15 protein-coding genes and 3 tRNA genes are annotated in these 18,927 nt (G+C 68.0%); 9 read left to right on the top strand and 9 right to left on the bottom strand.

The annotated features are described in order from the left end of the window. The first annotated feature begins 79 nt into the window (after window positions 1–79). Together AC1RGU_RS19675 and mutY are read left to right on the top strand one after the other, a co-directional pair. The gene (locus AC1RGU_RS19675) at window positions 80–2,053 is read left to right on the top strand and encodes a dynamin family protein (RefSeq protein WP_070061999.1); all 1,974 of its coding nucleotides are present in this window, start codon (window positions 80–82) and stop codon (window positions 2,051–2,053) included. Between the two features lie 40 nt (window positions 2,054–2,093). Next, complete coding sequence (gene mutY / locus AC1RGU_RS19670) at window positions 2,094–3,128, top strand: A/G-specific adenine glycosylase (RefSeq protein WP_492697738.1); 1,035 nt, start codon at window positions 2,094–2,096, stop codon at window positions 3,126–3,128. A gap of 16 nt (window positions 3,129–3,144) precedes the next feature. On the opposite strand, the gene rapZ is transcribed toward mutY, so the two are convergent. Genes rapZ through AC1RGU_RS19655 form a run of 3 tightly spaced genes read right to left on the bottom strand, consistent with a single transcriptional unit; the run spans window position 3,145 to window position 6,645 of the window. Next, entirely contained in the window at window positions 3,145–4,017 is an 873-nt protein-coding gene (gene rapZ, locus AC1RGU_RS19665; RefSeq protein WP_062476353.1) for an RNase adapter RapZ, read from the bottom strand. A 2-nt stretch (window positions 4,018–4,019) separates the two neighbouring features. Next, entirely contained in the window at window positions 4,020–5,702 is a 1,683-nt protein-coding gene (gene recN / locus AC1RGU_RS19660) for a DNA repair protein RecN (RefSeq protein WP_139702595.1), read from the bottom strand. A gap of 37 nt (window positions 5,703–5,739) precedes the next feature. Next, window positions 5,740–6,645, bottom strand: coding sequence for an NAD kinase (locus AC1RGU_RS19655; protein ID WP_070062001.1), 906 nt, complete (start codon window positions 6,643–6,645; stop codon window positions 5,740–5,742). Window positions 6,646–6,676: 31 nt separating this feature from the next. On the opposite strand from AC1RGU_RS19655, the gene hrcA reads away from it, so the two are divergent. From hrcA to AC1RGU_RS19630, 5 genes are all read left to right on the top strand, one after another. Beyond that, window positions 6,677–7,684 (top strand): heat-inducible transcriptional repressor HrcA, encoded by a 1,008-nt coding sequence (hrcA, locus tag AC1RGU_RS19650; protein WP_095746652.1) that lies wholly within the window; start codon window positions 6,677–6,679, stop codon window positions 7,682–7,684. A 35-nt stretch (window positions 7,685–7,719) separates the two neighbouring features. Further along, window positions 7,720–7,796, top strand: a tRNA-Ile gene (locus AC1RGU_RS19645). Between the two features lie 230 nt (window positions 7,797–8,026). Further along, window positions 8,027–9,184 carry an efflux RND transporter periplasmic adaptor subunit gene (locus tag AC1RGU_RS19640; RefSeq protein ID WP_492697493.1) on the top strand — a complete coding sequence of 386 codons (1,158 nt, stop codon included), beginning with the start codon at window positions 8,027–8,029 and terminating at the stop codon, window positions 9,182–9,184. A 19-nt stretch (window positions 9,185–9,203) separates the two neighbouring features. Continuing rightward, window positions 9,204–12,332 carry an efflux RND transporter permease subunit gene (locus tag AC1RGU_RS19635; protein ID WP_492697491.1) on the top strand — a complete coding sequence of 1,043 codons (3,129 nt, stop codon included), beginning with the start codon at window positions 9,204–9,206 and terminating at the stop codon, window positions 12,330–12,332. 82 nt (window positions 12,333–12,414) lie between these two features. Beyond that, window positions 12,415–12,491 (top strand) — tRNA-Arg (locus tag AC1RGU_RS19630). Between the two features lie 186 nt (window positions 12,492–12,677). On the opposite strand, the gene AC1RGU_RS19625 is transcribed toward AC1RGU_RS19630, so the two are convergent. Beyond that, entirely contained in the window at window positions 12,678–13,103 is a 426-nt protein-coding gene (locus tag AC1RGU_RS19625) for an HU family DNA-binding protein (protein ID WP_062476298.1), read from the bottom strand. A 216-nt stretch (window positions 13,104–13,319) separates the two neighbouring features. On the opposite strand from AC1RGU_RS19625, the gene AC1RGU_RS19620 reads away from it, so the two are divergent. Then, a tRNA-Arg gene (locus AC1RGU_RS19620) sits at window positions 13,320–13,396 on the top strand. A 69-nt stretch (window positions 13,397–13,465) separates the two neighbouring features. Here AC1RGU_RS19620 and AC1RGU_RS19615 read toward each other — a convergent pair. Continuing rightward, window positions 13,466–14,026: a thermonuclease family protein gene (locus tag AC1RGU_RS19615; RefSeq protein ID WP_492697489.1), complete on the bottom strand. Its 561-nt coding sequence runs from the start codon at window positions 14,024–14,026 to the stop codon at window positions 13,466–13,468. Between the two features lie 98 nt (window positions 14,027–14,124). On the opposite strand from AC1RGU_RS19615, the gene greB reads away from it, so the two are divergent. After that, the gene (greB, locus tag AC1RGU_RS19610) at window positions 14,125–14,706 is read left to right on the top strand and encodes a transcription elongation factor GreB (protein ID WP_492697487.1); all 582 of its coding nucleotides are present in this window, start codon (window positions 14,125–14,127) and stop codon (window positions 14,704–14,706) included. A 9-nt stretch (window positions 14,707–14,715) separates the two neighbouring features. Here greB and AC1RGU_RS19605 read toward each other — a convergent pair whose 3' ends face one another. From AC1RGU_RS19605 to AC1RGU_RS19590, 4 genes are all read right to left on the bottom strand, one after another. Beyond that, window positions 14,716–16,959 (bottom strand): RelA/SpoT family protein, encoded by a 2,244-nt coding sequence (locus AC1RGU_RS19605; protein WP_070062005.1) that lies wholly within the window; start codon window positions 16,957–16,959, stop codon window positions 14,716–14,718. A gap of 96 nt (window positions 16,960–17,055) precedes the next feature. After that, window positions 17,056–17,259 carry a DNA-directed RNA polymerase subunit omega gene (gene rpoZ / locus AC1RGU_RS19600; protein ID WP_013543330.1) on the bottom strand — a complete coding sequence of 68 codons (204 nt, stop codon included), beginning with the start codon at window positions 17,257–17,259 and terminating at the stop codon, window positions 17,056–17,058. A 31-nt stretch (window positions 17,260–17,290) separates the two neighbouring features. After that, the gene (gene gmk / locus AC1RGU_RS19595) at window positions 17,291–17,911 is read right to left on the bottom strand and encodes a guanylate kinase (protein ID WP_492697485.1); all 621 of its coding nucleotides are present in this window, start codon (window positions 17,909–17,911) and stop codon (window positions 17,291–17,293) included. A 14-nt stretch (window positions 17,912–17,925) separates the two neighbouring features. Next, window positions 17,926–18,849, bottom strand: a complete 924-nt coding sequence (locus AC1RGU_RS19590; protein WP_492697483.1) for a YicC/YloC family endoribonuclease — start codon at window positions 18,847–18,849, stop codon at window positions 17,926–17,928. Between the last annotated feature and the right edge of the window lie 78 nt (window positions 18,850–18,927).

The raw sequence follows: 18,927 nt of genomic DNA, 5'->3' as shown, positions 1-18,927 counted from the left end.
CTTCGGGGCAAACTCCTGCCGGTACCCCGTTCGCCATGTGGCGATGTTATATTTGTAAATTCTTACTTACATCTTCCCCTTGAGCCGCTCTTTCAACCAACAGCTCGATCAGCACGGCGCCTGGCGGAGCAACTTCGCCCGCCGCCTTCAGTGGCTGTCCCGTTGGCTGACCGACAACGAGCTGCTCGACCAGGCCGTGGCCGAACGGCTGCGCGCACTCGAAGACCAGATTCGCACCAGCAAGGTCATGGTGGCCTTCGTGGCCGAGTTCTCGCGCGGCAAGTCGGAACTGATCAACGCGATCTTCTTTGCCGGCTACGGCCGGCGGATCATGCCGGCCAGCGCCGGGCGCACCACGATGTGCCCGACCGAGCTGGGCTACGACGCCGCACTGGCGCCCAAGCTGCGCCTGCTGCCCATCGAAACCCGCCTGGAGCCGCATTCGCTCGCCCACTGGCGCGAGCGGCCCACGCGCTGGACCGAATTGCCCATCGAGGTGGGCGACGCCGAGCAACTGGCCCGCGCCATGGGCAAGGTGGCCGAAGTCCGCTGGGTGAGCAAGGACGAAGCCCGCGCGCTCGGCTTCTGGAACCCCGAGACGCCCGACGACAACCCGGTGCAGGACGCCGAAGGCCGCGTCGAGATTCCGCGCTGGCGCCATGCGGTGCTCAACATGCCGCATCCGCTGCTCGAGCAGGGCCTCGTGATCCTCGACACGCCCGGCCTGAACGCGATCGGCGCCGAGCCCGAACTCACCGTGAGCCTGATCCCGCAGGCGCATGCCGTCGTCTTCATCCTGGGCGCCGAAACTGGCGTGACCCGCTCCGACCTGTCGATCTGGCGCGAGCACCTGATCACCGGCGACGACAGCCACGACACGCGCTTCGTGGTGCTCAACAAGATCGACACGCTGTGGGACACGCTGAGCACCCCGGCGCAGATCGCGCAACAGATCGAGCGCCAGCGCGAAGGCGCGGCCCGGCTGCTCGAGGTGCCGTTGGCGCAGGTGCTGCCGGTGTCGGCGCAGAAGGGCCTGCAGGCCAAGATCGGTCATGACGCGGCCCTGCTCGACGCCAGCCGGCTGCCGGCGCTCGAGGCGCTGCTCGGCGAAGGCGTGCTCGGCAAGCGCGAAACCATGCTGCGGCTCGCCGTCGATGCCGGCATGACCGCGCTGCGCACCGAGGCCGAGCGCCTGCTGAAGGTGCGCCAGCGCGATCTGTCGGAGCAGGCGCTCGAACTGCAGGGCCTGCGCGGCAAGAACGTGTCGGTGATCCGCCACATGCGTGCGCGCATCGACCAGGAACATGCTGAATTCGAGGGCAGCAACACCCGCATCCTGGCGCTGCGCTCGGTACAGGGCAAGCTGCTGCGCGAGGTGTACGCGGTGCTCGGGCGCACGGCGCTCAAGGCCGACATGGTCAAGCTGGCCGCGGCGCTCAAGCGCCCCGGCGTCAAGTTCAACGTGCGCAAGGTGTACGGCGAAACCTTCGATGCGCTGCGCAACAACCTGCGCGAAGTGCAGGCGACGACGGCCGAGATCCAGTCGATGCTGCACGCCACCTTCCGCCAGCTCAATGCCGAGCAGGGCTTCACGCTGCAGGCGCCGGCCGAACCCGACCTGAGCGGCTTCGAGCAGGAGCTGGGTCAGATCGAGCGCAGCCACATCCACTACCTGGGCGTGGGCAACCTGATCAAGCTCGCGCAGGCCGACTTCTGCGACAAGCTGGTGCGTGCGCTGGCCAGCCGGTTGCGGCTTGTCAACGAAGCCGCCATGACCGAGGTCGAGCGCTGGAGCAAGGGCGCCAGCGCGCAGATCGATGCGCAGCTCAAGGAGCGCCGCCGCAATTTCAGCAAGCGCATCGAGGCGATCGAACGCATCCAGAACGCTGCGGGCAGCCTTGACGACCGGCTGGCCGAGATCGCCGCGCAAGAAAGCCACCTGGCCGCGCTGCAGGAGCGGCTGCACGAGTTCACTTCGCTGATCGCGCAGCACGGCAGCCAGCCGCCTGCCGCGGCCGCCGCCATCGCAGGCGAGCAACTGCGTGCGGCCTGAGCGCAACGCCGCGCGGGCGGCCGTCTCTCCCTCTCTGTCGCTGCCCCCCGATTTCGCGGTGCAGGTCGTGCGCTGGCAGCGCAGCCACGGGCGCAGCGAACTGCCGTGGCAGAACACGCGCGACCCGTACCGTGTCTGGCTCTCGGAGGTGATGCTCCAGCAGACCCAGGTCACGACCGTGCTGGGCTACTTCGCACGTTTTCTCGAACGTTTCCCCGACGTGGCGGCGCTGGCCGCCGGCACCGAGGACGAGGTGTTCGGCCTGTGGAGTGGCCTCGGCTACTACAGCCGCGCGCGCAACATGCACCGCTGCGCGCAGGAGGTGGTCGCGCGCTTCGGCGGCGCCTTTCCGCACACCGCCGCCGAACTCGTGACCCTGCCCGGCATCGGTCGTTCGACGGCGGCCGCGATTGCGGCCTTCTGTTTCGGCGAGCGCGTGGCGATCCTCGACGGCAACGTGAAGCGCGTGCTGACGCGCGTGCTCGGCTTCGACGGCGACATGTCGTCGGCGGCGCAGGAGCGTGCGCTGTGGGACCTCGCCACGCAGCTGTTGCCGCCAGACGGCCAGCGCGAGGCGGTGGCGCACTACACGCAGGGCCTGATGGACCTGGGCGCCACGGTCTGCCTGCCGCGCAAGCCCAGCTGCATGATCTGCCCGGTGAACGCGAGTTGCGTGGGCCTGCGCCAGGGTGCGCCCGAACGCTACCCGGTGAAGACGCGCAAGCTCAAGCGCAGCGCCCAGTCGCTGTGGGTGCTGCTGGCGCGCGACGCGCACGGGCGCGTGTGGCTGGAGAAGCGGCCCGCCAAGGGCATCTGGGCGGGGCTGCATTGCCTGCCGGTGTTCGACAGCCACGACGATCTGCTCGCGGCCCTGCCATCGGGCGCCGCGCATGACATGCAAGAGCTGCCGCCCTTCGTGCACGTGCTGACCCACAAAGACCTGCACCTGCATCCGGTGCTGTTGCAGAGCGTCCAGCCGCAAGGCGAGGGCGCGCGCTGGGTCGAGGCGCAGGAATGGAGCCGGCTGGGGCTGCCCGCCCCGATGCGCAAGCTGCTGGAAGCCGCCGAGGCCTGAACGGCCTACGTCGTCGTCAGGCGTCGAGTTCGCGGTGGCGCTTGAGCGCACCCCAGCGCGCACCGAAGGCGCGTGCCAGTTGCTCGACCAGGAACACCGACCGGTGCTGCCCGCCCGTGCAGCCGATGGCCACCGTCACGTAGCTGCGGTGGTCGCGCGCCAGCGCGTCGAGCCAGTGCGTCAGGAACTGCTCGATGTCGTCGAACATGCGCGCCACGTCGTCGTGCTCGCGCAGCCATTCGATCACCGGCTCGTCGCGCCCTGTCAGCGCGCGCAGCGCTGGCACGTAGTGCGGATTGGGCAGCATGCGCACGTCGAACACGTAGTCGGCATCGAGCGGCACGCCGCGCTTGAAGGCGAACGATTCGAACACCAGCGTCAGCGCGTTCTGCGGCGCCGAGATCAGCCCCTTGATGTAGCTCTGCAGCTGCGCGGGGCGGATGAGGCTGGTGTCGATCACGTCGGCGCCATCGCGCAGGTCGGCCAGCAATTCGCGTTCGAGTTCGATGGCCTGCACCAGCACGCGGTGCTGCTCGGGCACGTCGGTGCGGCTTTCCTGGCGCGAGAGCGGGTGGCGCCGGCGCGTTTCGGAATAGCGACGCAGCAGCGCATCGGTGGTCGCGTCGAGGAACAGCGAGCGCAGCGAGACGCCGTCGGCGCGCAGCGCCTCCAGCTGCTGCGGCACGATCGGCAGCGACACGCCGCTGCGCACGTCCATCGCGATCGCCACGCGCGTGGCCTGCTGTTCGTGCTGCAGCGCGATGAAGGCGGTGAGCAGCTCAGGCGGCAGGTTGTCGACGCAGTAGTAGCCGGCGTCTTCCAGCGCGTGCAGCGCCACCGACTTGCCGGAGCCCGACATGCCGGTGATGAGGACGAGGTCGAGATTCATGTTCATGGGGCGGTCGCCGGCGTCTTGTGGCCCAGCATTTCGCGCGCATGGGCCAGCGAGGTGGCCGACACCTTTTCGCCGCCGAGCATGCGGGCGATTTCGCGGGCGCGGTCGTCGGCGGCGAGGCGCGACACGCCGCTTTCGGTGCGCGGGCCGTCCGTGCCGGCCGCTGTCGTCTGGCGCTTGGCGACCACGAGGTGGTGGTCGGCGCAGGCCGCCACTTGGGGAAGATGGGTCACGGCGAGCACCTGGCGGTCGCGGCCGAGCTGCTTCATGAGGCGGCCCACGGTCTCGGCGACGGCGCCGCCGACGCCTGCATCGACCTCGTCGAAGATCAGCGTCTGCGCGGCGCCCAGTTCGCTGGTCGTCACGGCGATGGCCAGTGCGATGCGCGAGAGTTCGCCGCCCGAGGCCACCTTGCCGATGGCGCGCGGCGTGCTGCCGGCGTGGCCGGCCACCAGGAACGAGATTTCTTCGAGGCCGGCGCGGCCGGGCTGAGCCAGCGGCTGCAGCTCGACGTCGAAGCGCCCGCCCTGCATGCCCAGGCCCTGCATCGCCTGCGTGACGGCCTGGGCCAGGCGCGGCGCGGCCTGCTTGCGGATCTTGCCGAGGGCCTTGGCTTCCTTCATGTAGGCCTGTTGCGTGTTCTGCTCGGCGCGTTCCAGGCCTTCGAGGTCGCTTTGCGCGTCGAGCGCCTGCAGCTCCGCCTGCCAGCCGGCCAGCAGCGCGGGCAGCTCGGCGGGCGTGCGCTTGTAGCGGCGCGCGAGCGACATCCACAGGCCCATGCGTTCGTCGAGCTCGGCGAGGGTCTTGGGATCGGTGTCGGTGTCGCGCAGGTAGCCGTGCAGCGAGTGGGCCGCGTCCGAGGCCTGTGCGACGCAGGAGGCCAGCACCTCGCCCAGCGTGCGGAATTCGGGCTCGATGTGTTCGCAGTTCTGCAGCAGCGTCGCGGCGCGCGTGAGGGCGGCGAGCGCGCCGTTGTCGTCGTCTTCGAGCGCCTGGCTCGCGCCCTGGGCGGCGTCGATGAGCGCCTGCGCGTTCGAGATGCGCGAGTGATGGGCGGAGAGCTCATCCCACTCGTCGGCACCCGGCGCCAGCTTGGCGACTTCGGAAATCTGCCATTGCAGCCGCTCGCGCTCACGTTGCAGCGAGTCTTGCGCCGAGCGTGCGTGTTCGAGCGCCGAGAGCGCCTGGCGCCAACTCTGCCAGGCGGCGTCGAGCGCGTCGGTGCGCGCGCCGGCGTAGGCGTCGAGCAGGCCGCGCACGGCCTCGGGGCGGGTCAGGCTCTGCCAGGCGTGCTGGCCGTGGATGTCGAGCAGGCGGTCGCCGAGTTCGCGCAGCTGCGTGGCGGTGGCGGGGCTGCCGTTGATCCAGCCGCGGCTGCGTCCCTGCAGGTCGACCGTGCGGCGCAGCAGCAGGCCGTCGCCGGCCTCGAAGCCGCCTTCGTCGAGCCAGCCGGCCAGGGCCGGGTCGGCGTCGAATTCGGCGCTCACGTCGAGCCGCTCGGCGCCTTCGCGCACGGCACCGGCGTCGGCGCGGTTGCCCAGCGCCAGCTGCAGCGCGTCGATCAGGATGGACTTGCCGGCGCCGGTTTCCCCGGTCAGCACCGTGAAGCCGGCGGACAGGTCGAGTTCAAGGGACCGCACGATCACGAAGTCGCGCAGTGCGATGCGTCGCAAAGCCATCTCAGTTCGTCCTCAAGCTAGGGGCGTGGTCCTTCATTCAGGAGCCCCCTTCGTTCCAATGGAGTTTTTTCCGCAGCGTGTCGAAGTAGCTCCAGCCGCGCGGGTGCAGGAAGCGCACCCGGAAGTCGGAGCGGCGCACCACCACGCGGTCGCCGATGGCGAGCGAGGCGAGCGACTGCATGTCGAAATTGGCGCTGGCGTCGCGCCCGCTCACCAGCTCGATCACGATCTCGTCGGCGTCGGGCAGCAGCACGGGGCGGTTCGACAGCGTGTGCGGCGCAATCGGCACCATCACCCAACCCGGCACCGCCGGATGCAGCAGCGGCCCGCCGGCCGACAGCGCGTAGGCCGTAGAGCCCGTGGGCGACGCGATGATCAGCCCGTCGGCGCGCTGGTTGGCCACGAAATGGCGGCCCACCGACACGCGCATCTCGACCATGCCCGAGGTGGCGCCGCGGTTGACCACCACGTCGTTCATCGCGAGCGCGTCGAACACCAGGGCCTCATCGCGGATCACCTGCGCGTGCATCAGGCTGCGGTGGTCTTCTTCGTATTCGCCGGCCAGCATCGGGATCAGCGTGGCCTGGTAGTTGTCCAGCGGGATGTCGGTGATGAAGCCCAGCCGCCCGCGGTTGATGCCGATGAGTGGGATGCCGTAGCACGCGAGCTGCCGGCCGATGCCGAGCATGGTGCCGTCACCGCCGACCACGAGGCCGAGGTCGCAGCGCTGGCCGATTTCCTCGACCGACAGCGCCTGGTAGCGCGGGTGGGGCGGTGCGTCGGTGTCCTCGCAGGACGAACGCTCCACGAACACCGTGCAACCCTGTGATTCAAGGAAGGCGCCGATGCCCTCCATCACGCCGTCGCGCGCATCGGCTTGCGCCCGGGCGCCGGAAGCCTGGTATTTGCCGATCAGGGCGACGTGACGAAAGCGTGAGGTCATAGCTCACAAATTACAACACTAAAATCTTGCAATGCTGGACGACCGTGCCAAGTTGCTGTTGAAGACGCTGGTCGAGCGTTACATCGCCGATGGGCAACCCGTCGGATCGCGCACGCTCTCGCGTTCGGCAGGGCTGGATCTCTCCCCCGCGACCATCCGCAACGTCATGTCCGACCTCGAGGCGCTGGGGCTCATTGCCAGCCCCCACACCTCGGCCGGACGCGTGCCGACCACGCGCGGCTACCGGCTCTTCGTCGACACCATGCTGACCGCGCAGCGCGAGCAGATGAGCACGCCGAGCCTGGCGGCCGACCAGCCGCAGAAGGTGATCGCCAACGCCGCGCACCTGCTGTCGAACCTGTCGCAGTTCGTGGGCGTCGTGATGGCGCCGCGGCGCGTCTCGGTGTTCAAGCAGATCGAATTCTTGCGCCTGTCGGAGCGGCGGCTGCTGGTGATCATCGTGTCGCCCGATGGCGACGTGCAGAACCGCGTGATCTTCCCCGAGACCGACTACTCGCAGTCGCAGCTGGTCGAGGCCTCGAACTACATCAACGCGCACTTCGCGGGCCTGACGATCGAGCAGGTGCGCGACCGCCTCCAGTCCGAGGTCGAGAAGCTGCGCGGGGAAATCGCCGCGTTGATGCAGGCCGCGGTGCAGGTCAGCTCCGAAGTGCTCACCGATGCGCAGGCCGATGACGTCGTGATTTCGGGCGAGCGCAACCTGCTGTCGGTGACCGATTTCTCCAGCGACATGGGGCAGCTGCGGCGTGCCTTCGATCTTTTTGAAGAGAAGGCGCAGCTGATGCGGCTGCTCGACGTGTCGAGCAAGGCCGAGGGCGTGCGCATCTTCATCGGCGGCGAAAGCCAGGTCGTGCCCTTCGAGGAGCTGTCGATCGTCAGCGCCAATTACGAGGTCGACGGCCAGGTGGTCGGCACGCTGGGCGTGATCGGCCCGACCCGCATGCCGTACGACCGCATGATCCAGATCGTCGACATCACGTCGCGGCTGGTGAGCAACGCGCTGAGCCACCGCAAGTAAGTGGCCGCGCGCGGCGCATAGAATCGGGCCCGCGTGGGCCGTTAGCTCAGTTGGTTAGAGCAGCGGACTCATAATCCGTTGGTCGAGTGTTCAAGCCACTCACGGCCTACCACCACACATTCCCCCTCTGTAGACACTCCGACGAAGGCCGCATTGCGCGACCTTTTTCTTTGCAGCTGCGAGGGCGCGAGCAAGGCCTGCGGCCGCCGCCGATTTCACCTACGGCAAACACAGGATTCCTTCAGGTTGCAATGCAACATCGAAGGCAGAATGCACCATTTGAGTGCAAATGTAACGAGCCGGGTGATCCCTGCGCGCGCCGCACTGCGATTCCCGATGGCCATGACCCCGCTTTTCAAGCTCCTGCTTCCGATGTCCCTGCTCGCGCTCGCTGCATGCGGCGCCAAGCAGGCTTCCACCACCGATGACGCGCCGCCCGAAGTCGGCGTGGTGGCGCTGCACGCCAGCGACGTGGCCGTGCACACCGAGCTCGCGGGTCGCACGGCCGCCTACCGCGTCTCCGAGGTGCGGCCCCAGGTCAACGGCATCGTGCGCAAGCGGCTGTTCGAAGAGGGCGGCATGGTCCGCGCGGGCCAAGTGCTGTACGAGATCGAGCCCGGCCCGTTCGAGGCCGCGCACGAGCAGGCGCAGGCCGCGTTGGCCACCTCGCAGGCCACCATCGCCAGCCTGCGCGGCAAGGCCGATCGCTTCGGTGAACTGGTCAAAGCCAATGCCGTGAGCAGGCAGGAGCACGAAGAGGCGCAGGCCGCGCTGGTGCAGGCGCAAGCCGGCGTGAAGGCCGCGCAGGCGGCCGTGAAGGCGGCGCGCATCAACCTCGACTTCACGCGCATCACCGCGCCCATCGCGGGACGCATCGGCCGTTCCGCCGTGACCGAAGGCGCGCTTGTGGCGCCGGGCCAGGCGATGGCGCTGGCCACGATCCAGCGGCTCGACCCGATCTACGTCGACGTGGTGCAGTCGAGCCTGGCGTTGACGAAGCTCAAGCGCCGCTTCATCTCGGGCGACATGGCGCCGGCCAGCACCCAGGTTCGCCTGCGCATGGAAGACGGCTTGCCTTACTCGCATGCCGGCACGCTGAAGTTCTCCGAAGTGGCCGTCGACGAGGCCACCGGCTCGGTCACGCTGCGCGCGGAATTCCCGAACCCGCAAGGGCTGCTGCTGCCCGGCATGTACGTGCGCGCGCAGGTCGAGTCCGGCGTGGAGCGCCAGGCCATCCTGGCGCCGCAGCGCGGCGTGGCCCGCAACGAGAAGGGCGAGCCGACCGCGCTGGTGGTGGCGGCCGACAACAAGGTCGAGCTGCGCGCGCTCGAAGTGCGCAGCACCGAGGGCGAGCACTGGGTCGTGACCCGGGGCCTGCGCGAGGGCGACCGCCTGGTGGTCGACGGCCTGCAGCGCGCGCGCCCCGGCGAAAAAGTGAAGCCGGTGCCGGTGTCCACGGCGGGCGCATCGTCCGCTGCTGCGCCTTCTCCGGCCGACTAATGAGAAGCGACAACCTCCCGTGATCGCTCATTTCTTCATCCAGCGGCCCGTCTTCGCCTGGGTCATTGCCATCCTCATCATGCTGGCCGGCGGCGTGGCCATTCGCACGCTGCCGGTGTCGCAGTACCCGGACATCGCGCCGCCGACCGTGGTCGTGTCGGCCAACTACCCCGGCGCCTCGGCGCAGGCGGTGGAAAACAGCGTCACGCAGGTGCTCGAGCAGCAGCTCAAGGGCATCGACGGGCTGATGTATTTCAAGTCGACCAGCAGCGCCGCCGGCTGGGCCGAGATCAACGTCACTTTCCGCCAGGGCATCGACCCCGACACCGCGCAGGTGCAGGTGCAGAACAAGGTCAGCCAGGCCACCAGCCGGCTGCCGCAGGCGGTGCAGCAGCAGGGCGTGACGGTCGCCAAATCGCAGAACAACTTCCTGCTGATCGTGGCGCTCTACGACGAGACCGGCCAGCGCACCGACACCGACATCGCCGACTGGATGGCCAGCAACCTGCGCGACCCCATCAGCCGCGTCGACGGCGTGGGTTCGGTGCAGGCCTTCGGCGCGGCGTACGCCATGCGCATCTGGCTCGACCCGCACCGGCTGGCCAGCTACCAGCTGATGCCGTCCGGCGTCACGGCCGCCATCACCGCGCAGAACACGCAGGTGTCGGTGGGCGAGATCGGCGCGCGGCCGTCGGCGCCGACGCAGCACCTGAACGCCACCGTCACCGCGATGTCGCGGCTGCAGACGCCCGACCAGTTCAAGGCCATCGTGCTCAAGACGCAGGCCGACGGCGCCGTGGTACGGCTGGGCGACGTGGCACGCGTGGAGATCGGCAGCGAATCGTATGCCGAGACCACACGCCTGAACGGGCACCCGGCCGCGGGCTCGGCCGTGATGCTGGCGCCCGGCGCCAACGCGCTGACCACCGCCCGCGCGGTGAAGGCGCGCATCGCCGAGCTCGAGCGCTCGCTGCCTGCGGGCCTGCGCGTGGCCTACGCGGAAGACACGACCCGCTTCGTCAAGATCTCGATCCAGTCGGTCATCCGGACGCTGCTGGAGGCCATCGCGCTGGTGGTGGTCGTGATGTTCCTCTTCCTGCAGAACTGGCGCGCCACGGTGATCCCCGCGATCACCGTGCCGGTGGTGCTGCTGGGCACCTTCGGCGTGCTGGCGGCCTTCGGCTATTCGATCAACGTGCTCACGCTGTTCGGCATGGTGCTGGCCATCGGCCTGCTGGTGGACGACGCGATCGTGGTGGTGGAGAACGTCGAGCGCGTCATGCACGAAGAGGGGCTCGATGCGAAGGCCGCCACGATCAAATCGATGAAGGAGATCACCGGCGCGCTGGTCGGCATCGCGGTGGTGGTGTCGGCGGTGTTCCTGCCCATGGCCTTCTTCGGCGGCTCGGTGGGCGTGATCTACCGGCAGTTCTCGGTGACCATCATCGCGTCGATGGTGCTGTCGGTGGTGGTGGCCATCGTGCTCATCCCGGCGCTGTGCGCGCGCTTCCTGAAGGCCGGCGTGCCGCCGCGCACGCGCGGCTTCCTGGGCGCCTTCAACCGCCGCTTCGACGCCGCGCAGGGTCGCTACGTGGGCGTGCTGGGCCGCATCCTGCGCAAGCCGCTGCGCTTCACGGCCGTGTACGTCGCCATCGTGGCCGGCATGGGCCTGCTGTACCTCAGCTTGCCCGGCGGCTTCCTGCCGGAAGAGGACCAGGGCAGCGTGATGGTGATCGCGACGCTGCCGGCCGGCGCCACCTCGGGCCGCACCGACGAAGTGAACCGCGCCATCGAAAAGCATTTTCTCGAGACCGAGAAGGACACGACCGACACCATCTTCACGCTCACCGGCTGGAGCTACAGCGGCTCGGGGCAGAACATGGGCATGGCGTTTGTCTCGCTGAAGGACTGGTCCGAACGCGCCAGCGCCGACAAGCGCGCGCACGCCATCGTCGAGCGTGCCGGCAAGGCGCTGGCCAAGCAGCAGCGCGACGCCGAGGTCTTCGGCATGGTGCCGCCGCCCATCGAAGGGCTGGGTGAATCGAACGGCTTCGAGTTCTGGCTGCAGGACACCTCGGGCATGGGCGCCGAGCGGCTGTTGCAGGCGCGCGAAAAGCTGGTGCGCGAGGCCAACAAGGACCCGCGCCTGCAGTCGGTGCGCGCCAACAGCGTGGCCGGCACGCCGCAGCTGCAGGTCGACATCGACCAGCTGAAGGCCTCGGCGCTGCGGCTGTCGCTGGACGACGTGAACACCACGCTGGGCATTGCCTGGGGCGGCAGCTACGTCAACGACTTCATCGACCGCGGCCGCGTGAAGCGCGTGTACGTGCAGGCCGATGCGCCGTATCGCTCGGCGCCGGACGACATCGGCCAGTGGTTCGTGCGCGGCAGCACGGGCGCGATGACGCCGTTCTCGGCCTTTGCCACCACGCGCTGGTCGCAGGGCGCGTCGCAGCTGGAGCGCTACAACGGCCTGCCCGCGGTGCAGATCCAGGGCGCGGCCGCGCAGGGCACGAGCTCGGGCACGGCCATGGCGGCCATCGAGACCCTCGCGAAGAAGCAGAGCGGCACGGGCCAGGCCTGGAGCGGCCTGTCGTACCAGGAGCGGCTGTCGGGCGGGCAGGCGCCGCTGCTGTTCGCGCTGTCGATCCTCGTGGTCTTCCTGTGCCTGGCGGCGCTGTACGAGAGCTGGTCGGTGCCGGTGTCGGTGATGCTGGTGATTCCGCTGGGCGTGCTCGGCGCGGTGATCGCGGCGGCGCTGCGCGGGTTGTCGAACGACATCTACTTCCAGGTCGGCCTGCTCGCGACCATCGGCCTGTCGGCCAAGAACGCGATCCTGATCATCGAGTTCGCAGAGGCCGCGCTGCGCCGTGGCGTGCCGCTGCTCGAAGCGGTGGCCGAAGGCGCGCGCCTGCGGCTGCGGCCGATCCTGATGACCTCGCTGGCCTTCCTGGCGGGCGTGATCCCGCTGGCGGTGGCCACTGGCGCGGGCTCGGGCAGCCAGGTCGCGATCGGCACCGGCGTGTTCGGCGGCGTGCTCGCGGCGACAGCACTGGGCATCTTCTTCGTGCCGCTGTTCTACCTGCTGGTGAAGCGCGTGGCCGCACGGCTGATGGGGCGCAAGGCGGGCGGCGAACAGGTGGCCTGAGGCCGTCGCATCACAAGGCGGTGAAGCTTTTTTGAAGGCCTCGCCGGAACAGCGCTTTCGGCGGGGTAGAATTCAAGGCTGCGCGGCTGTAGCTCAGTTGGATAGAGTACTTGGCTACGAACCAAGGGGTCGTGGGTTCAATTCCTGCCAGCCGCACCATCTCTCGAATAGCCTGGAAGAGTTTCTCTTCCAGGCTATTTTCGTTTGGGCGCCTCGCAAAGAGGGGTTCGCTGCCCGCACTCGCTGCGCGGCAGGCGCCCACAAAAAAAGCCGCCCGAGGGCGGCTTTTTGACGTCGATACGGACAACTGCCAGGCCAGGCCTGTGCAGCGTCGCACCAGGCGTCTTACTTCTTCTTGGCGACGGCCTTCTTGGCGGGAGCCTTGGCGACGACTGCCTTCGTGACAGCAGCCTTGGTGACAGCGGCCTTCTTGGGAGCGGCGGCCTTCTTGGCAGCGGGTGCAGCAGCGGCCTTTTCAGCCTTGCGCTTGGCGGCCTTGGGGTCGATGGCGGCCTTGAAGGCAGCGCCGGCGACGAACTTCGGCACCTTGGTGGCGGCGATCTTGATCTTGGTGCCGGCCTGGGGGTTGAAGCCCGAGCGTGCGGCGCGTGCGACTTGCTTGAAAGTACCGAAGCCGACCAGCTGGACCGAATCGCCCTTCTTCACGGCAGCGACGACGCTGCTGGTGATCGTTTCGAGGACGCGTGCGGCCTCGGCCTTGCTCAGGTTGTGGGTGGTGGCGATCTTCTCGACCAGTTCGATGCGGTTCATTCAGTATTCCTTGGATGGTATGGCGCCGTGTTGCCTACGGCGGCCCAGGCTTATTCCGGGCGGGGCGGAGTGTACCGGGTCGGAAGGGCCTCTTTGGAACGGCACGGGCCGGATGCGTTGCAACAAGCCCCATTGCAGGCTGCTGTCGTCCGTATTTTCAGCTTTCGATCACAAAGGTTGGGGCGGGCGAAAAAACACGCTATAATCGAAAGCTGTGCGGCTGTAGCTCAGTTGGATAGAGTACTTGGCTACGAACCAAGGGGTCGTGGGTTCAATTCCTGCCAGCCGCACCACTCTTCAAGGGTTAGCTCGTTTTTCGAGCTAACCCTTTTTCTTTGGCTGGTCATTGCGCGGTGCTCGCATCAAGGACGCGCCGGTCGCGCGTCCTTCCAGAGACCAGCCCGCTTGGCTCTGGCTTCTTCCTCCGCGAATTCGTACTGACCGCGCTCCTGGGGCGACAGCCGTTGCGCCTGCGCGGGCTGCCAGCGTGCCAATCCGACGGTCAGCAATGCCAAGCCTGCGTCGAGCGTCCTCGGGCCGTTGGGCGCTGAGTCCGGCGTCACCATGACACGGCAGACGCGTTCGCGAGCGTGCGATGTGGGATCGTCGCAGTCGACGTCCGCCGGCTTCAGGCGAACCATGTCGTGCATCTTCTGCCGGGCCTGCTCGGCAAAGGGCTGCCCGGGCTTCGGCGCCTCGATGCCTTGCAGGCGCACGCGGCGCCACGCACTGGCGCTGGCTGCGTCGCCGCAGCGGGCGGTGAGGGTGTCGCCGCTGCGGATGCTCACGACGAAGCAGGTCTGCGTCCTGGCGTGGGTGTCGAAGGGAAGAAAGCCCAGTACGGCAGCAAGGGCCGTGAGAGCGTACAAATGAAGCCCCGCCGAGGCATGGCGACGGCATGGGAAATGTCCGGTGGCGATCACGGGGGCTCCTGTCTCCTGGGCATGGCGGTTGCGGCAAACTCACCGGCTTGTAGGGCGCGGCAAGGGCGCCCAGTATTTCCGATTTGAAGGGCTCTGCATTGAACAAGGCATTCACCAAGGAGTCGGACGCCGATGCGGACGACGACGATGACGGCGCAGGTGGCGTCGCGCCCCCGCTGCCGGCCGGCAGCAAGAACTACATCACGCCCGAGGGCTACGCGCGGCTGCGCGACGAACTGCTGCAGCTGATGGACGAGGAGCGCCCCAAGGTCGTCGAGGCCGTGCACTGGGCCGCGAAGAACGGTGACCGCTCCGAGAACGGCGACTACCTCTACGGCAAGAAGCGCCTGCGCGAGATCGACCGGCGCATCCGTTTCCTCGGCAAGCGGCTCGAGATCGCGGAGATCACCGACCCGTCGGTGCACCATGGCCGCGACCAGGTCTTCTTCGGCGCCACCGTCCGCTATGTCGACGAGACCGGCGAGGAGCGCAGCGTCACGATCCTCGGCATCGACGAGGCCGAGAGCGCCAAGTCGGAGGTCAGCTGGATTTCACCGATCGCGCGTGCGCTGCTGAAAGCGCGCGAAGGCGACGTGGTGAAGCTCGTGACGCCCGGCGGGGCGCACGAGGTGGAGATCCTGTCGGTGAGCTATCCGGCGCCGCGCACGCCGGCGAACTGACGAAGAAGGTCAGGGCGCCGGAATCGTCCGCGCCGCGGTCAGCACCGACGCTGTCCGGCGCGCGGCGCGCAGCACGGCATCGAGGTGCGTGCGGTCGCGCACCGCGATCACGAAGCGCAGGTCGGTCGAGTCCTGCGGGGTCTCGTCGGCCATTTCCACGTGCGTGATGTCGGCCTCGGCGTCGGCCAGCGTGGCCGCCACGCGGGCCAGAACGCCCTTGTCGTTGCGCACGGTGATGACCACGCCGGTCTCGAAGGCGCGCGTGGGCTCGTCGGCCCATTCGACCGCGAAGAAGCGCTCGCTGTCTTTGTTGCGCAGGCGTTGGCCCACGCCGCAGTCGTCGGTGTGCACCACCAGCCCTTCGCCGTGCCCGAGGTAGCCGACGATCTGGTCGCCGGGAATGGGCCGGCAGCATTGCGCAAAGCGCACGGAAGAGTTCTCGCTGCCGTCGAGCGTGACGGCGCCTTGCGACACAGCCTCGTGCGAGGTGAAGCGCTCGCGGCTCAGGAGGAGGGCGTCGGGGCGCTCGCCGATCTCGGCCAGCAGCGCCATGAGCCGCTTGGCGACGATGCTCGCGATGCGCTTGCCCAGGCCGATGTCGGTCAGCAGTTCGGCGCGGGTGCGGTTGCCGGTGAAGCGCAGCAGCTTCTCCCACAGCGCCTGGTGTTCGTCGTCTTCCTCGGGCAGCTTGCCCAGGCCTTCGGCGCGCAGCGCCTGCGCCAGCAGTTTCTCGCCCAGGCCTTCGGACTCGGCATGCGCCAAGGTCTTCAGGTAGTGGCGGATCTTGGAGCGTGCCCGGCCGGTGCGCACGAAGCCCAGCCACGCGGGGTTGGGTGTGGACACGGGCGCGGTGATCACCTCGACCACGTCGCCGTTCTTCAGCTCGGTGCGCAGCGGGACCTGGTCGCCGTTGATGCGCGCGGCCGAGGTGTGGTCGCCGATGTTGCTGTGGATGGCATACGCGAAGTCGACCACCGTGGCGCCACGCGGCAGCGCCATGATCTGGCTCTTGGGCGTGAAGACGTAGACGGCGTCGGGGAACAGGTCGACCTTGACGTGGTCCCAGAACTCGGCGGCGTCGCGCGTCTCGTCCTGGATGTCGAGCAGCGACTGCAGCCACTTGGTGCCCAGCCGGTCGTTGCTCGCGGCATTGGGCTCGGCGGCCTTGTAGAGCCAGTGCGCCGCCACGCCCGATTCGGCCACGACGTGCATGGCCTCGGTGCGCAGCTGGAACTCCACGCTCACGCCCGCAGGGCCCACCAGCGTGGTGTGCAGCGACTGGTAGCCGTTGAGCTTGGCGATCGCGATGTGGTCCTTGAACTTGCCCGGCAGCGGCTTGTACATCTGGTGCAGGATGCCCAGGCCGGTGTAGCAGGCGATCACGTTCGGCACGATGAGCCGGAAGCCGTAGATGTCGGTGACCTGCGCGAAGCTCAGGTGTTTTTCTTCCATCTTGCGGTAGATGGAATAGAGCGTTTTCTCGCGGCCCGCGATGCGCAGCGTCATGCCGGCGGCGGAGAAGGCCGTCTCGACCTCTTTCTGCACCTTCTGGATCAGGTCGCGTCGTCGTCCACGCGCCTTGGCAACGGCCTTGGCCAGCGTGGCGTAGCGCCAGGGCTTGAGGTGGCGGAACGACAGGTCCTGCAACTCGCGGTAGGTCTGGTTCAGGCCCAGCCGGTGCGCGATGGGGGCGTAGATCTCGAGCGTTTCACGCGAGATGCGGGCCCACTTTTCGCGCGGCGCATCGGCCAGCGTGCGCATGTTGTGCGTGCGGTCGGCCAGCTTGACCAGGATGACGCGCACATCGCGCGCCATGGCCAGCAGCATCTTGCGGAAGGACTCGGCCTGATTCTCTTCGCGCGTGTTGAATTGCAGCTTGTCGAGCTTGGTGAGCCCGTCGACCAGCTCGGCAACAGGTGCGCCGAAGCGCTCGATGAGTTCCGGCTTGGTGACGCCGCAATCTTCGATGGCATCGTGCAGCAGCGCGGCCATGAGCGCCTGGGCATCGAGCTTCCATTCGGCGCACTGCGCCGCCACGGCGATGGGGTGGGTGATGTACGGCTCGCCACTGTTGCGCAGCTGCCCGAGGTGGGCTTCGTCGGCGAAGCGGTAGGCCCGGCGCACCAGTTCGGTGTCTTCGGGGCTCAGATAGTCGAGGCGGGCCGTCAGCGCGGCAAAACTCGCGGCGGCCGCGTTCAGCGCCGCCGGACTCGGTTTCGGCGTGGGGGACGTAGGTTTGGCGACCGCGCTCATGGCTACCACTTTAGCGTGACCGCTCTGTGGGCGCGTCCAGACGTAAAAAAAGCACCGCAATGCGGTGCCTTTTCGTTGCAGGGCTGCGTCAGAAGATCAGCCCGGCACTTTCTTGAGCATTTCGATGCCGATCTTGCCTTCGGCGATTTCGCGCAGGGCCGTGACGGCGGGCTTGTTCTTGCTCTCGATCTTGGGGGCGTGGCCTTGGCTCAGCATGCGCGCACGGTACGTGGCGGCGAGAACGAGCTGGAAACGGTTCGGGATCTGAACGAGACAATCTTCGACGGTGATGCGGGCCATGATGAATTCTTTCGGTCGGTGAGCGGGGATTTCAAGGGATGTTCAGTGCGGCGAACGTATCGGCACGGGCTCTGCGCTGTGCGGAATACCGGAGCCGCTGCGCGTGGACGATCGCCTTGAGATCGAAAAGTGCGCGCTCAAATAACTCGTTGATTATAACGAAATCGAATTTTCCGGTCTGGGCCATCTCTTCGGCCGCATTCTTCAGGCGCAATTCGATCACCGCCGCGCTGTCCTCGCCGCGCCGCTCGAGGCGGGAGCGCAACTCTTCCCAGCTGGGCGGGAGGATGAAGATCATGACCGCGTTCGCAAAGGTCTTGCGGATCTGCAGCGCGCCCTGGAAGTCGATTTCGAGGATCACGTCGGTGCCCAGGGCCACCCGCTCCTCGACCGCCTTCTTCGACGTGCCGTAGCGGTGCCCGTGCACATGGGCCCATTCGACGAAGCCGTCGGCCGCGATCAGGGCGTCGAACTCGCTCGGGGAGGCGAAAAAGTACTCCCGACCGTGCTTTTCCTGTCCGCGCGGGGGGCGCGTGGTGTGGGAGACCGAGGGCTGAACGGCCGAGTCGAGCTCCATGAGCGCCTTGACCAGGCTCGATTTGCCAGCGCCGCTGGGCGCGGCGACCACGAAGATATTGCCGGGGTAGTCCATGGGAAGGCTCGTCGTCATTCGATGTTTTGCACCTGCTCGCGCATCTGCTCGATGAGGACCTTCATGTCCACGCCGATGCGCGTGAGTTCCAGGGCCGCCGACTTGGAGCCCAGGGTGTTGGCTTCGCGGTGCAGTTCCTGGATCAGGAAATCCAGCCGCTTGCCGATCTCGCCGCCCTTCTTGAGCAGCCGCTCGATCTCGTCGAGGTGTGAGTTCAGCCGCGTGAGCTCTTCCGCCACGTCGATGCGGATCGCGAAGGCGGTCGCTTCGGTCAGGGCGCGGTCCTGGGCGGCTTCGGGCAGCGTGCCGCCCGTGCCGGCGGTCAGGCCCATGGCCTCCTGCCAGCGTTCCAGGAAGCGGTTGCGCTGCTGTTCGACCAGCTGGGGCACCAGCGGGCCAGCCTGCTGCACCAGGGTGCGCAGCTGGGCCAGGTGGGCCTCGAGCATCTTGGCCAGCCGGGCGCCTTCGCGCTGGCGGGCCGACATCAGCGCCTCAAGCGCCTTGCCTGCCACGTCGAGCAGGTCGGGGCCCCAGTCGCCGCGCGTGGCACCGTCGCCGCCGGCCAGCCGCAGCACGTCGGCCACGCTGAGTTCGCGGGCGCCGGGCAGCCAGGCGCGGATGCCGTCCTGCACGCCGTTCAGCCGCTGAAGCAGCTTGACGGAGGGCTCGACCACGCCCGCCTGGGACGTGTTCTCGATGGCCGCGCGCACCTCGACCTTGCCGCGCTTGAGCTTGCCCGTGAGCAGCTCGCGCAGCGCGGTCTCATGCTGGCGCAGCTCCTCGGGGAGCTTGAAGGTGAGGTCGAGAAAGCGGCTGTTGACCGAGCGGATTTCGACCCCGAGCCGGCCCGCGACGGAGGGCCGTGCATCGGCTTCGGAGTGGCTGCCTGCGGGGCCGTTTTGGCCGCTGGCGTAGCCGGTCATGCTGTAAACTGGCATTGCGCCTCACTGTGGTTTTGCTTGCAAGCACCGAGGCGTCGGTACAGCGTTCGCTTGCCGCACCATCGCCTTCGGGCG

This window comes from Variovorax sp. GW823-FHT02B07, assembly GCF_058797695.1.
The sequence above is the reverse complement of the archived record's forward strand: the minus strand, read 5'-3'. Positions and strand labels throughout refer to the sequence as shown.